The organism is Oceanobacter sp. ABM4_470 (genome assembly GCF_056158645.1).
The window spans coordinates 2,500,997-2,515,120 of record NZ_JBSWTR010000001.1; the positions used below are offsets into that span (position 1 = coordinate 2,500,997).

Consider the following 14,124-nt stretch of genomic DNA (forward strand, 5'->3'; position numbering starts at 1 on the left):
TTTACCGCTAATTACTGCCAGTGAACCCTGAGTATCAAACGGTAAAACGGCGAGGACAAGCCAAGGAAGGAGGTCCGGGAGAGGAAAGGTCCGGGAGCGGAAAACTCAGAGAATAAAAACAAAGCTCTGCCGGGGGCAGAGCCTTGCCTTGGGCTTACTTCACATCCTGAATCAGCACCGACATATTGCTGTTGGAATACTCACCGCTTTCCAACACAGCAACGATCGACTCTGGCTGATACGCCGTACCGTCGTACACCACCACAACCGCCTGATCGCCTTTCTGCAAGAAATGGGTTTCACCAAACTCGGTGTAACGGGTCGCGCCCACGCTGATCAGGGTGTATTCCGGGTAATCTGCCAGCTTCAACTGATCTGGAATGCAGTCCATCGGGCCACTGTTTGGCTGGTTGTTCATGCAGTCAACAATCCAGTCCAGCAGCTTGGTGTGGAAGTAGCTGTACTCCACCACGGCGCTGTCGGCACCGTAGGCATGGTATTCACCGTCGCGCTTCATAAAGCAGGCAATGCGATATTGATCCAGAATGCCGCCTTCGGCAAAGGTATCGATGTCCAGCAGATTGGCCGACAAGCCTTTGGAACTTGCTCCCCAGTTCTTCTTCTCGCTGATCTTGTTAGCGTTCGGACGACGGATAGAACAGTCGTTATAGGCACCAAACTTCAGCGGCTCAAGACCCACCACTTTGGTACCGTCGTACTGCACTTTGCAGTAGATCGCCACTTCCGGCTCAATCTGCACATTGCCGTCGGTTTCAGGGGCTGAAACGGTGTTGCTGGATAACGGAAACTCAGACAAAAAACCCGCGTCTTTCGATGGTACATAAAACGGGAAAATGGCTTTCGGCTGAGTCTCTTCTTTCACATCAACGTCCATGAAATCGCTGGCTTCACCAGCTTGCTCCAAATGGCCTGCAAAGTTGCCGGCTACGCCAAAACCAATGATTTTTGTTAAATCCATAAGGCATCCAAAACGAATAACAACACAAACGACGCCAGCCATGGAGAAGACCAATGGCAACCAGCATGTTCCTGACCGAACAGCTGCCACAGCCCAAACGCACCACAACCAGCGAAATGAGAGTGAATTTTAACAGGATTATTATTCCAACGAGGCCGTTGGACTGTAAGGAATGGCTCAGTTTCTTTTAAAGACGGAATGATCGAGGGCTGATCTGCACCGGTGGCGGCGCAAGTTGACAGCCCGGAGAATAAGAGCCTTGCAGACTTACAGACTCACTGAACAAGGGACCCGCAAACAGGACTAACCGACCGTATCGGCCCGCTCTTGCAGCAACTTGTCACGCACCGACATCAGCAGCTTGCCGTAAATATTATGGCCCCGACCGTCGCGGCCACAGCCCCAGTAATAATCGAACATCGAGCTTTCCAGAATCTTGTCGGCACCGGTCTTCAGCAACACCCCGGCAACTTCTGGATGAGTACGACACTTGGTGTACACCGCCCGGGTCATCATCACCTGCTGAACGTCCTTCCAATCCTTTCGTATCTTACGCTTGTTCGACTTGGCCAGCTTTACCGCTTTATCGGGGGTTTCCGCAGCACGAATGACTTCACGAACCTCCCCTGCCTCAAACTGCATGCCCTGAAAATAATGCTCCACCGACGGCCACTCGGCGTCATCCAGCTCAAAACCAAAACGGGAATACGACGACAGCGGATCATTTACATCGGTACGGTCTACATAGTGTTTTTTGCCAGGATCAGGGAAGAACATCGCAACCTCCGGGGTAACAGGGACTGCGAGTGTAACAGTTAACGCCGGTTAGCAGACTGGACTATGTCCCTTGAAGATTTCGACGTCCTGCGGAATCAGCGACAACAAAGCACACGTATGAAATCGACCAGCCCATACTCATCACGGCTCCATGTTGTGAAAACATAGATCAGTTTATGTAATCGAATGTGTTTAATGATATTTTCAAAAATTAGAAAACAGGTTCTTTTGTAAACCAAATGAAGAAGACGATCACGGACGAAACCAGATCGATTTCAGGAGTACGAATGACGTTTTATCGATACAGCATGGCCGCTCTGTTAGCCGCCAGCCTTTCCGCTTGTGGCGGAGGCTCCGGCTCGTCAGAAAACGACAATACGCCGACCACGCCAGATACACCTCCCCCAGAGCAAGACACGACAGCAGAGTTGCCGCAATGGAAAGTTGAAGAAGGCGAGTCGATCCAGTTCACTGCAACAGAGACCTCGGTCTCGCTGATCACAGACAGTACGGATGCTTACACCATCAGCCTGCAGTCTGGTGGGCATTACTTCAATCTTTCAGAAGACGGATTCTTATCCCTTAATGGGCAGCAGCAGGTCTTTTTCCCTGAAGCCAATTACGAGGTTGAAGTCGAATTAAGTAACGATACCGAAACCCAGGTTCGTCGTTTCACCGCCTCCTTTGATGGCGCATCAGGAGACACGCAGATCTTCTCTCAATACGGTGGTGAGCAGAATGGCGAGCTATTTTTCATCGATATTGACAGAGATGGTAGTAACGAACTGGTTACCAGGGACGCCACCAACAGTATTTATATTTATGAAGTAGCCGATGACTATTCTTTGGAGCTGACCTATCAAAATATTTTTGATGTTTCCGGCAAAGGCTTTGATATTGAAAGTATCACTCCTGTGTACTCTTCAGCCAGTGATAGCTATCAGTTAATCATCGCTACCAACAACGCACTGTATAGCCTCGCGCCATACGAATCTCAGGCGCAAGAGCTCACCACTCTGCATGAACAAACCAGCACAGGGTGGCAAGTCGCCGAAAAAATTCAGGTCAAGGCTATCGATTCTGATGCCGATGGCGAAGAAGAAATAGCTTTTTTAATTCACGACGATACAAGTTCATTTTTCAGAATCCTGAATACTGAGTCACTCGCCCCCATGCTTGAGATCAGTAGCCTGAACCTGGGTAGCTCTTTTGACATAGCCAATGTCGATAACGATTCAGCAATCGAGTTGATATTCTCTGAAGGTTATGTGTACGACAGCGTCAGTGGTAATAATGAGTGGGCAACGTCTGCCTTCGGCGAAAGGTTTTACACACTCGATTCCGACGGTAGCGGAGTGTCCAGAATCTATTCACAGCCACAACAAAGGGACTTTGAAAATGGTATTGAAGTACGCATATCATCGGTAGTTACAAAATCCTATACCGAATGGGATATAGATTCCGATCCTTATGATTTCGACATAGGGACTCCACTAACATCACCAGAAGGAATTGATTATATCTTGCGCAAAGGGGATATTTATCAATTTGTTGATAACATTAGCGGATTTCAGGAGGTATCTGGCCACAACTTCCGGGTAAACTCATTGCAAAATGCAATCTGGCTGGCAAACCGCAATGACAGCCCGATACTAATGACATTTTGCAAATCCTGTGGTTATTCTGATTCAAGCAGATATTTCTATAATCGCTGGGTAACGCTTGACTTCGACAACGGTTCCTTAACTATACAAGACCCAGATGACAGGGCAGGGCTTATTATTTTCTCTGACACAACCATTATTGAAAGAAATGGTGAGAAATTTTTGGCATTAAACCCGGAGTCATACAGAAACCAGTATGAATACCCTCAAGTATTATTCAACGATGCACTGAACCACACTGAAACCTTAGCCATATCACCTAACACTTATAATACTTCAGGTATATACAAAGGCTATTGCAAAGGACCAGGTGTAACCTCATGGTTTGCAAGTACCATATCCAATGAAACGCGCTTGTACACTATGGAGTCTATCCTGAGCAGCGATCGACAATATTTAAGCCTACCAGCCTCTGACGCCTACTTTTGCAAAGATCTGAATAATGATGGCACAGAAGAATTCATTGGCCGCACTCCAGAAGCAATCATCATTTATGACTCTGTTGAGCAAACAATGGAACATATAGATACCTCCGACTATCTTAGCAACTTTGGATATCCGACAAGCTTTTCGAATCTGTACGTCGGCGATATCGATGGTGACACCAAGCAGGAAATTCTGGCTACCGACTCCGGACAGGTCATAAAAATTGACCTTAGCACCAACCTTAATTCGGAAGGTGTTACTGTATTTAATCCAACTGAATACTATGGACAGGAATATGACCGGATAAGTATTGAAGAATTTGACATCATTACAGCGGGCAGCAACCAACAGGTTCTCATTAGAACCTCCCCATCCTTTAGTAGCCCCGATGACGTAGATTCATTACTGATGCTTCTAAACAGTAACCTGGAGTTCATCAAAGAAATCGAAGTAACCAATATGAACTCGGTCAGGTCTCTGGCTTATGACCCCCTGTCCACCAACGAATTACTCATATTTGGATCAGATTATCGAGAGTTGGAAATTGATAGTTACTACATCCCCGCTGCCAGCGTGAGTTATGTGCAAGGCTACGATTTAGCGACAGGACAGAAGCTCTGGGAGTCACCTGCACTCCGCGAATCGAACACAATTGGAGAGATTTTTATTCAACCCATGCCATCAGGTTCGGTGCTAACAATCGGCACAAGGGAGAAGCAGTATCTGGTTCGCCGCTCAACGCTCGCACCAAACTGACCCGTTTCAGCCTGCTCTATCAGAGCCGCAGCCAACATGCCCTTTTGGGCATGTTGGCGTACTTTTTATTCCAGCATCGGGCTATAAATCCCGCCGCGACCAAAGCATCCAGCGAACCTCTGAAAAGCTCAACCCCGCTTCATATCCACGTGCAGGATATCGTCTTCCAGATAGGGCTCTGAAATCGGTTCAAACCCATGCTTTTTGTAGAAGGCTTCGAGGTACCGCTGGGCGCTGATTTCTATCGGCTGCTCAGGCCAAAGCTGCTGGCAGTGTTTGATGGCTTCACTCATTAACTGATGGCCCAGGCCGCCGCCACGGTAATCCTTGTGGGTCACTACCCTTCCGATGCTGACCGACGGAAACGTCAGCCCAGCAGGCAATAGCCGTACACTGGCAACCAGGATGTTGTCTTGCCAACCTAACAGGTGCAAGACACCCGACTGGATATCCTTGCCATCAATATCAGGATACGGACACGCCTGCTCAACAATAAACACATCCGATCTCAACTTCAGCAAGGCGTACAACTGCTGCTTGTCGAGCTGATCGAAAGACAGGCATTGCCACTGCACCATGGGATTTCCTCAACAAATTGATCAAAAGCCGGAAGCTACCACTGCCGCCCACACAAGCCATTAACAATGGTTAATAGATTTGCGTTTTTTAATACGACTAAGGCTGATGGGGGTGATGCCAAGGTAGGCAGCGACCTGATAGTCGCTAAGGCGGGCCAATAAATCAGGATAATCGTGGCAGAACTGTTGGTAACGCTGCTGCGGGGTATTCAGCAACATATAGCGCTCTTTCTGTTCCTTGTTGAGTAGTTGCCCTTCAACCAGCGAGAGGTAGATCGGGAGTCTTTCTTCTCTCCAGCTCCGTAGCACACTCATCGGCAGCGCCAGCAACTGGCAGGCAGTAACTGTCTCAAGACAGAACGGCGACGACTGACCTGTAACCAGACTCTCGTAACCGATGACCCAATCGCCTTCCCAGTAAAATTCCTTGCTGAACACCTTGCCCTGCTCGGTCAGATACCCGGCGTGGCAAACCCCATCCAGCAAAAAATAAAACTCGCTCGCCGTCTCACCTTGTGGCAGCAACACCGAGCGCGACGGTTGCTGAACAGCTCGTGTTTGGCTGATCAGCCCGGATATTTCAGCAGGTGAAAAGCCCTGCTCCGACAGCACTCGGCTAAACGCTTCATAGCGGCTGTCGGCAATATCCTTCATTCAACAGCTAACCGAAGTGCCACACTTGCCAGCCAGTGTCTGATTGTAAATGGTCTGCTTACCCAGCATCGGCACATCCACCGTGATGGTAATGTGCATGGCAACCGCATCCGCTTGCTTATCAAAGTTGCTGACCACCACATTCACTTCCGGGCTGTCGTTCACCTGCTTGGTGGTGTTTTTAGAAATCACCATAGGGCCACCGTTCACACGGCCGTCCTTGATGCCGCTAAACACAGCTTCGTACAGCACGCCAACCTGACCAGCTTCTATCTCGACCAGGGTCAAAGTGGTATCGACCTTGGCCTTCATAGTCAAAAAGCCAAAAGATGTTTTCTCGGATTTTTTATCAATTACTGCGTGGGACATTTCGTTTTCCTGACTAACGGCATGGAGCGGTGTGACTTGGTGAGCTGAAGCCTTGGCTGAGGTTTCGGTAACGCGGGCCCTGTCGAAAAACAGATCAGGCACTAACGAGAAACAGATGCAGCCGCCAGGGTTCAGCGACTGCAGAGTGTAGCAGGTAAAGAAGGCTAGCTGAGGAATGATGGCCGGGAGCTTGGGGTTAACGCCTTGCTCACCGGCACATACTGCGGAGAGCGTTTTTGTGTAAAAATGGAGCGCAGCGACAGACACAAAAACGAGCGTAGCAGTATGTGTCCGCGTGCAGCAAATTGTTAGGCTTTTGACCCATTAGAATATTTCCATAACTAAAGCCCCATCTTGGGGATGAAAATTAATGTAATGGTTCAATAATCTCGGACACCCAGATAGGTGGTAATCTTGCCGCCAAAGAGGTGTTCAATGAAAAGACAACGTCGTTCCTTCACTCCTGAGTTCAAACTCGAAGCAGCCAGCCTTGTTCTCGATCAGGGGTATTCCATTCCGCAGGCCAGTAAATCGCTGGACGTGGGTGAGACAGCCCTTCGCCGATGGGTTGATCAGCTTCGTGAAGAACGTGGTGGCAAAACGCCAAGCTCCAAGGCCATGACGGAAGAGCAAAAGCGCATTCAGGAGCTCGAAAAGCGCGTAAGAGAGCTCGAAACCGAGAAGCGAATATTAAAAAAGGCTACTGCTCTCTTAATGTCAGACGAATTCAAAAATATGTACTGATAGACCGGTTGGGAGAGCTGGAGCCAATCAAATGGGTCTGTCAGGCGTTCGGTATCAAGCGTTCCAGTTACTACGATTACTATCGTAACAAGCGTCGAATCAACCCCAGACGACTGGAGCTCAAGGCCCATGTAAAACGGGCATTCAATCTCAGTCGTCATGGCTTTGGTAGCCGCGGTATCCGTGACTTATTGAAAACCGAAGGCATTGTTATTGGACGTTATCTGGTGCGCAAACTGATGAAAGAATCGGGGCTGATCAGTAAGCAGCCGGGTGCCCACAAATACAAAAAAACTGGGATGGAACACGTTGAAATCAACAACCTTCTGAACCGTGAGTTCTCTGTTGAGCGGCCCAATCAGGTTTGGTGTGGTGACATCACCTACATTTGGACAGGAGAACGTTGGTCGTACCTTGCCGTGGTCATGGATTTATACGCTCGCAAGGTCGTGGGTTGGGCCATGTCCAACAGCCCTGACAGCGAGCTGACGACAAAGGCACTAGAGGATGCCTGGCTGCGTCGGGGCAAACCGGAAGGCGTGATGTTCCACTCGGATCAAGGAAGCCAGTACACCAGCCTGAAGTTCCGTCAGAGAATCTGGCGTTGTCGTATGGCTCAGAGCATGAGCCGACGTGGCAACTGCTGGGATAACGCACCGATGGAGCGACTGTTCCGCAGCCTGAAAAGCGAGTGGGTTCCGGATACCTGGTATCGATCACTGGCGGAGGCAAAAATGGATATCGGCCGTTATTTGATGGGCTTTTACAACCAGCAACGGCCACATACTGCGAACGGAGGAATCAGCCCTCGCGCCGCAGAAGAAAAACTTAAAACCGTGTCCGGAATCAGTTGACCACTACAGTCTATCCCACTATCGGGAATAAATTCCCTCCTACAAAACACCCAATCGCAGGCAAGCCTGCTCCTACGGAGATACGACGATGCGTGGTTCAGATAAAGATGCAAAGAGGCTGCTATTTACGGTGAAGCCGATTCATCGGGAATGAATTCCCTCCTACAGAGCAAGCTCCAGAAACAACAAAGCCCGCGGATGCGGGCTTTGTGTTGCAACGGCTACAGGCCAAGAACAGCCATCAAACTTTTTACATATTTGGATAGTTTGGACCACCGGCACCTTCCGGTACTACCCAGGTGATGTTCTGGGATGGGTCTTTGATATCGCAGGTTTTACAGTGGACGCAGTTCTGGCCGTTGATCTGGAACTTCGGTTGGCCGTCTTCGCCGTCGACCACTTCGTATACGCCAGCCGGGCAGAAGCGCTGGGCGGGTTCTGCGTATTTCGGCAGGTTAACGCTCAGCGGGATGCTGTTGTCTTTCAGTGTCAGGTGACACGGCTGGTCTTCTTCGTGGTAGGTGTTGGACAGGAACACGGAGTCCAGTTTGGCGAAGCTGAGTACGCCGTCCGGTTTCGGGTAGTCGATTTTGGTGGCCTGATCGACGGTTTGCATCTGGGCGTAGTCTTCGTGGTTGTCGCGCAGGGTGACTGGCAGTTTGCCACCGAAGATGTTCTGGTCGAGGAAGTTGAATGCGCCACCAATGAAAGTGCCGTATTTGTGGATCGCCGGACCAAAGTTACGGGTGCTGTACAGTTCTTCGTATACCCAGGAGTTTTTGAAGGAGTCTGCGTAGGATGCCAGGTCCTTGCCACCGGTCGTTTCTGCACCTTCTTCCAGGCTCTTGGCTTCTTCACCCAGTGCCTTGAAGATTTCTTCAGCAGCCAACATGCCGGTTTTCATGGCGGTGTGGGTGCCTTTGATTTTGGCGAAGTTCAGGGTGCCGGCGTTACAGCCGGTGATCAGGCCGCCCGGGAAGTGCATTTTTGGCAGGGCGTTGAAGCCGCCTTTGGTGATCGCACGGGCACCGTACGATACGCGCTTGCCGCCTTCCAGGGACTGGGCCAGTACCGGGTGGTGTTTGAGGGTCTGGAACTCGTCGTATGGGCTCAACCATGGGTTTTTGTAGTTGAGGTCGACAATCAGGCCAACCACCACCTGGTTGTTTTCGGTGTGGTACATAAAGAAGCCACCGCCGGTGCCGGATTTGGCTGAGCCGGTCAGTGGCCAGCCTGCGCCGTGCAGTACCAGACCTTCCTGATGTTTGGCTGGGTCGGTGTCCCACAGCTCTTTAATGCCAATGCCGTAGTGCTGGGCGTCGGCGTCTTTGGCGAGGTCAAACTTGCTGTACAGCTGTTTGCCCAGGTGGCCACGACAGCCTTCGGCGAAGATGGTGTATTTGCCCAGCAGGTTCATGCCCGGGGTGTACATGCCGTCTTTTGGGTTGCCTTCGGCGTCAACACCCATGTCGCCGGTGGCCACACCGGCAACAGAGCCGTCGTCGTTGTAGACGATTTCAGCAGCGGCGAAGCCCGGGTAGATTTCCACGCCCAGTTCTTCAGCTTGTTCCGCCAACCAGCGGCAGACGTTACCCAGGCTGACGATGTAGTTGGCATCGCCATGAGTAGTATGGCCCGGTGCGTTGTGCATGGTTTTTGGCACCGCGAAGTCTGGCAGCTTGGTGGCGGCTTTTTCGTCTTTCAGCAGGTACAGCTCATCGCGGATCACCGGGGTGTTCAGCGGTGCGCCTTTTTCTTTCCAGTCCGGGATCAGCTCGTCCAGCGCGCGAGATTCAATCACCGCACCTGAGAGGATGTGAGCGCCCACTTCGGAACCCTTTTCGACCAGACAGATGGTCAGTTCCTGACCGGCTTCCTGAGCCAGTTGGGCCAGACGGATGGATGCACAGAGGCCGGAAGGGCCAGCACCTACGATGACTACGTCGTAGGCCATGGATTCGCGTTCGGTCATGTTTTCCTCTCAGCTTGCTGAATCTGTTCGGGCTGCCGGTTCGATACGGTCAGGTCTCTGGTGCCTTCTTATGGGCTTGCCTGATGTCGATTTGGCGGTCAAAAACCGCGCTCTCGGACAACCATTAAAAATTTAAGGGCGCGCATTGTAACCGCAACGACGCCAATTTGATAAAAAACCCCACGACAGACACTGTTGAATGTCAGTCGCGGGGAAAAGCCGGTGCCGCAGAGGCATTGCGAGGTTCCTGATCATCTCCATCACTCCTGCCCGAGAAGAAGGAGTTTTGGGGTTCTGTCACCAACCCACCGACCCACTGACCAGCACAGGGTAAGGACCGGCCAGTGGAAACTTGCTGCATCTGGCGACGATCAGAACTGGTCGTTGCTGATCGCCATAATGCTGTCTGTGCCTGCCTTCAACGTAATGGCGTGCGACGCCTGACGTGGCAGCAGGTGTTCACAGAAGAACTGTGCCGTCGCCAGTTTGGCGTTGAGGAATTCCGGATCACCCTCACCGGCGTCCAGTTTTGCCTTGGCTTTGCCAGCGCTCTCTACCATCAACCAGGCACCAACGGTGTAACCCAGCTGCATCAGCATGTTCATGGCCACAGAACCTGCCAGCGCCTTGTTTTCCTTGGCGCCTGCCAGAATGTAGTCGCGGCATTCAAACGCGGTGGCAACTGCCGCTTCAAATTGGGCAATGGCTGCGGCTGGAATCGCTGCGGCGGCCTTGGCGGTTGCAACGGCGGTTTGCATTTCGGTCAGCAGACCGGTCAATACCTCACCACCGTTAGACAGCGTCTTACGGCCGATCAAATCCAGTGCCTGAATGGCGTTGGTGCCTTCGTAAATTGGCAGAATGCGGGAATCGCGGAAGTGCTGGGCCGCACCGGTTTCTTCAATAAAGCCCATACCGCCGTGAACCTGCACACCCAACGAGGTCATCTCGACCGACAGTTCGGTACACCAGCCTTTCACGATTGGGGTCAGCAGTTCGGCACGGGCCATGTGCGTGGCGGCGTTGTCGCCACCGACCATACGGGCGTAATCCAGTTCAGCAGAAGCCACCAGACACAAGGCACGCATGGCTTCGGAAGTGGACTTCATGGTCATCAGCATACGGCGTACGTCCGGGTGCTCGATGATGGCAATACGGCTGCCGTCACGCAGGGTGCCCTGAATACGGTCTTTGGCGTATTGCAGCGCGTGCTGGTAGGCACGTTCGGTGATCGACAGGCCCTGCACACCCACACCCTGACGGGCATCGTTCATCATGGTGAACATATGGCTGAGGCCGTTGTTGGCTTCACCCACCAGGTAACCAATGGCGTTGTCGAATTCCATCACACAGGTTGGGGAACCGTGAATGCCCAGCTTGTGCTCCAACGACAGTGCCACCGCGCCGTTACGCTGGTCGGTGGTTTCGCCGTTTTCGTCCAGCAGGAACTTCGGTACCACAAACAGCGAAATGCCTTTCACACCGGCCGGGGCATCCGGCAGACGCGCCAACACCAGATGGACGATGTTGTCGGTCATCTGATGATCACCCCAGGTGATGAAAATCTTGGTGCCGCTGATGCGGTAGGCATCGCCTTCCGGAATGGCCTTGGTTTTTACCGCCGCCAAATCAGAACCAGCGTCTGGCTCAGTCAGGTTCATGGTGCCGGTCCACTCGCCAGACACCAGCTTTGGCAAGTAAGTGGCTTTCAGCTCGTCACTACCATGATGGGCCAGGGCTTCGGTCGCGCCCTGACTCAGCAGCGGACAGAGGGCAAACGCCATATTGGAGGAGTGCCAGATTTCGTTAACCGCAGAGGCCAGCACTTTCGGCAGGCCCTGACCGCCAAATTCTTCCGGCGCATTGAGCGACAACCAGCCGCCTTCGACCATCTGGTCGTAGGCTTCCTTGAAGCCCGGCGTTTGTTGTACGCCCTGCTCGTTAATATGAGCGCCTTTCTGGTCGCCTTCCCAGTTCAGTGGGGCCAGTACACCCGCACCCAATTTGCCAGCCTCTTCTACCACGGTAGAGGCCAGTTCCATGTTGATGCCTTCCAGCTTGGCGGCTTCACACAGGGCATCAAAGCCGATCAGCTGGTCCAGCACGAATTCGGTGTCACGGTAAGGATGCTTGTAATCACTCATAGCCTGGCTCCTGTTAACTCCGGTTAGCTCTTGTAACGCTTGTCATATCGTTGAAAGCGGTATTTTTCAGTAAAAGGTTTTGCCGTTACGGGCGCGTTCTTTGATGCCGCTGGTCAGCTGGTACAGCGGACCCTGTTCAGCATGGGCTTCGACCTGAGCAACAAAGGTGCTGAGGCCAAGGGTGTCGATATAGCGCAGTACACCACCGCGGAAGCGCGGGAAGCCGAGGCCAAGAATCACGCCCATGTCGGCTTCGGTGGCCGTCGCCACGATGCCCTCTTCCAGACAGCGCACGGTTTCCATACACATCGGGATCATCATGCGTTCGATGATTTCAGCATCGCTGACGTCTTCTGTGCGGCTGACACGCTCGGCCAGAATCTCGTCCACCAGCGCAGAACGGCGCTTGTAGCGTTTGCCGTGCTCGTCCTTGCCGTACTCGTAGAAGCCAATGCCATTTTTCTGGCCCTGACCACCGCGGTCCAGCAGGGTTTCAATGATCGGGCGGTCGCTGTGGCCCATGCGTTCCGGGAAGCCTTCTTCCATCACCTGATCGGCGTGCACCATGGTGTACAAACCAATCACGTCGGCCAGATAGGCCGGGCCCATTGGCCAGCCGAAGTCTTCCATCACGCGGTCAATGCGCTCGAAGTCGACACCGTCCATCAACAAACGGTTAAAGCCGTTGAAGTATGGAAACAGCACCCGATTCACCAGAAAGCCCGGGCAGTTGTTCACCACAATCGGGGTTTTGCCCATCGCTGCCGCGAAGGCCACGGTGGTGGCAATGGTTTCGTCGCTGGTTTGCTCGCCGCGAATAATTTCCACCAACGCCATGGCGTGCACCGGGTTAAAGAAGTGCATGCCGCAGAACTGCTGCGGGCGCTTCAGTGCGGTGGCCAGTTCGTTGACGGAGATGGTCGAGGTGTTGGTGGCCAGAATGGCGTGCTCTGGCAGTTTGCTTTCGGTTTCTGCCAGTACCGACTTCTTGATGTCGGCACGCTCCACCACGGCTTCGACCACGTATGGCAACTCGTTAAAGCCTTCGTAGGTCAGGGTGGAGTGAATGTTGGCCATCACTGCCGCCTTGCCCTCTTCGGTCATGCGGCCTTTGCTGATGCTGCGGTCGAGGATGCTGCTGGCGGTCGCCACACCCAGATCCAGGGCTTCGTTGCTGATGTCTTTCATCAGCATCGGCACCTTGTTCAATGCCGCCTGGTAGGCAATGCCGCCGCCCATGATGCCTGCGCCCAGTACCGCGGCTTTGTCCACTGGCTGCGCCTGTTTGGCCCAGCGCTTGGTTTCGCGTTTGAGGAACTGGTCGTTGAGGAACAGACCAATGAGGTTTTTGGCCACCAAACCGGTCGCCAGCTCGCCGAAGGTTTTCGCTTCCATGGCCAGTGCTTCGTGAAAATCACGGCTCATGGCGTTGGTGACGGTATCCAGAATGGCCGGTGCCGCCGGGTAACGGCTGTCCAGGCCTTTACCAAACTGATCTCGCAACGCCTGCATGGCGGTTTCGGTTTGTTCGGAAGCAGGCAAAGCCAGTTGTTTGGCAGAGCGACGACTGAGGTAATCCTGTTCTTCACGAATCACGGTTTGCAGCATGGCGCGGGCTTCGTCCAGCAGGACGTCGGCTTCAAACACAGCGTCAATAGCGCCCTGCTGCAACGCTTTTTGCGCGTTGACTGGCTTGCCAGACAGCATCCAGCCCAAACCGTTTTCAGCGCCGATCAGGCGGTTCAGTCGTACGGTACCGCCCCACCCCGGGCAAATGCCCAAGGTGACTTCCGGCAAGCCGAGCTTACAGCGGCTGTCGGCAACGCGGTAATCGGTCGACAGCGCCAGTTCCATGCCGCCGCCCAGCGCCATACCGTTGATGGCGGTCATGGTTGGGTACGGCAGTTTTTCCATCAGGTTCAGCAGGCCATGCACCTTACTGGCCCAACGGGAAATCTCGGTGGCCTCGTGGGCAAACAGCCCGGAAAATTCGGTGATGTCGGCACCCAGCACAAACGCCGGTTTGGCACTGTGAATCAGCAAACCTTTAACATCAAAGCTGGTGCCCAGAGCCGCCAGGGCCTGACCCAGTTCGTCCTGCAATTGGCTGTTTAATACATTGACGGAAGCATCGGCGGTATCGAGTACCAGTTCGGCGATGCCGCCGGGGGTCATGGTGAGTGTGACGGATTGACCTGCGTACATAT

General features: G+C 52.8%; 10 protein-coding genes. 2 read left to right on the top strand and 8 right to left on the bottom strand.

The genetic code is table 11. From position 1 onward, the window contains the following. Positions 1-154: 154 nt before the first annotated feature. Together ACXADJ_RS11010 and ACXADJ_RS11015 are read right to left on the bottom strand one after the other, a co-directional pair. Positions 155-979: a DUF5718 family protein gene (locus tag ACXADJ_RS11010; protein ID WP_475065799.1), complete on the bottom strand. Its 825-nt coding sequence runs from the start codon at positions 977-979 to the stop codon at positions 155-157. Positions 980-1,282: 303 nt separating this feature from the next. Next, the gene (locus ACXADJ_RS11015) at positions 1,283-1,756 is read right to left on the bottom strand and encodes an NADAR family protein (protein ID WP_475065801.1); all 474 of its coding nucleotides are present in this window, start codon (positions 1,754-1,756) and stop codon (positions 1,283-1,285) included. Positions 1,757-2,043: 287 nt separating this feature from the next. Between ACXADJ_RS11015 and ACXADJ_RS11020 the strand changes: the two genes are divergently transcribed. Then, the gene (locus ACXADJ_RS11020) at positions 2,044-4,602 is read left to right on the top strand and encodes a hypothetical protein (protein WP_475065802.1); all 2,559 of its coding nucleotides are present in this window, start codon (positions 2,044-2,046) and stop codon (positions 4,600-4,602) included. A gap of 128 nt (positions 4,603-4,730) precedes the next feature. On the opposite strand, the gene ACXADJ_RS11025 is transcribed toward ACXADJ_RS11020, so the two are convergent. The 3 genes from ACXADJ_RS11025 to ACXADJ_RS11035 are packed head-to-tail and all read right to left on the bottom strand — an operon-like array spanning position 4,731 to position 6,203. Further along, positions 4,731-5,180, bottom strand: a complete 450-nt coding sequence (locus ACXADJ_RS11025; RefSeq protein ID WP_475065803.1) for a GNAT family N-acetyltransferase — start codon at positions 5,178-5,180, stop codon at positions 4,731-4,733. A 60-nt stretch (positions 5,181-5,240) separates the two neighbouring features. Next, positions 5,241-5,834: a Crp/Fnr family transcriptional regulator gene (locus ACXADJ_RS11030; RefSeq protein WP_475065804.1), complete on the bottom strand. Its 594-nt coding sequence runs from the start codon at positions 5,832-5,834 to the stop codon at positions 5,241-5,243. Then, entirely contained in the window at positions 5,835-6,203 is a 369-nt protein-coding gene (locus ACXADJ_RS11035; RefSeq protein ID WP_475065807.1) for a hypothetical protein, read from the bottom strand. Between the two features lie 435 nt (positions 6,204-6,638). Here ACXADJ_RS11035 and ACXADJ_RS11040 point away from each other — a divergent pair. Further along, positions 6,639-7,801 (top strand): IS3 family transposase gene (locus tag ACXADJ_RS11040; protein ID WP_475065810.1). Its coding sequence is split into 2 segments (ribosomal slippage): positions 6,639-6,894 and positions 6,894-7,801, totalling 1,164 coding nucleotides; the frame shifts between segments, so codons are not numbered across the junction. A gap of 250 nt (positions 7,802-8,051) precedes the next feature. Here the strand turns inward: ACXADJ_RS11040 and ACXADJ_RS11045 are convergent. From ACXADJ_RS11045 to fadB, 3 genes are all read right to left on the bottom strand, one after another. Next, entirely contained in the window at positions 8,052-9,773 is a 1,722-nt protein-coding gene (locus ACXADJ_RS11045) for an electron transfer flavoprotein-ubiquinone oxidoreductase (RefSeq protein ID WP_475065812.1), read from the bottom strand. 371 nt (positions 9,774-10,144) lie between these two features. Next, positions 10,145-11,917, bottom strand: coding sequence for an acyl-CoA dehydrogenase (locus ACXADJ_RS11050; RefSeq protein ID WP_475065814.1), 1,773 nt, complete (start codon positions 11,915-11,917; stop codon positions 10,145-10,147). A 66-nt stretch (positions 11,918-11,983) separates the two neighbouring features. Then, complete coding sequence (gene fadB / locus ACXADJ_RS11055; protein ID WP_475065817.1) at positions 11,984-14,122, bottom strand: fatty acid oxidation complex subunit alpha FadB; 2,139 nt, start codon at positions 14,120-14,122, stop codon at positions 11,984-11,986. Between the last annotated feature and the right edge of the window lie 2 nt (positions 14,123-14,124).

What these genes read in the sequence shown, in the direction of transcription:
- ACXADJ_RS11030 (WP_475065804.1), bottom strand. Translation starts at nt 5,834, where the DNA reads ATGAAGGATATTGCCGACAGCCGCTATGAAGCGTTTAGCCGAGTGCTG.
- ACXADJ_RS11045 (WP_475065812.1), bottom strand. Translation starts at nt 9,773, where the DNA reads ATGACCGAACGCGAATCCATGGCCTACGACGTAGTCATCGTAGGTGCT.
- ACXADJ_RS11010 (WP_475065799.1), bottom strand. Translation starts at nt 979, where the DNA reads ATGGATTTAACAAAAATCATTGGTTTTGGCGTAGCCGGCAACTTTGCA.
- ACXADJ_RS11025 (WP_475065803.1), bottom strand. Translation starts at nt 5,180, where the DNA reads ATGGTGCAGTGGCAATGCCTGTCTTTCGATCAGCTCGACAAGCAGCAG.
- ACXADJ_RS11035 (WP_475065807.1), bottom strand. Translation starts at nt 6,203, where the DNA reads ATGTCCCACGCAGTAATTGATAAAAAATCCGAGAAAACATCTTTTGGC.
- fadB (WP_475065817.1), bottom strand. Translation starts at nt 14,122, where the DNA reads ATGTACGCAGGTCAATCCGTCACACTCACCATGACCCCCGGCGGCATC.
- ACXADJ_RS11015 (WP_475065801.1), bottom strand. Translation starts at nt 1,756, where the DNA reads ATGTTCTTCCCTGATCCTGGCAAAAAACACTATGTAGACCGTACCGAT.
- ACXADJ_RS11050 (WP_475065814.1), bottom strand. Translation starts at nt 11,917, where the DNA reads ATGAGTGATTACAAGCATCCTTACCGTGACACCGAATTCGTGCTGGAC.
- ACXADJ_RS11020 (WP_475065802.1), top strand. Translation starts at nt 2,044, where the DNA reads ATGACGTTTTATCGATACAGCATGGCCGCTCTGTTAGCCGCCAGCCTT.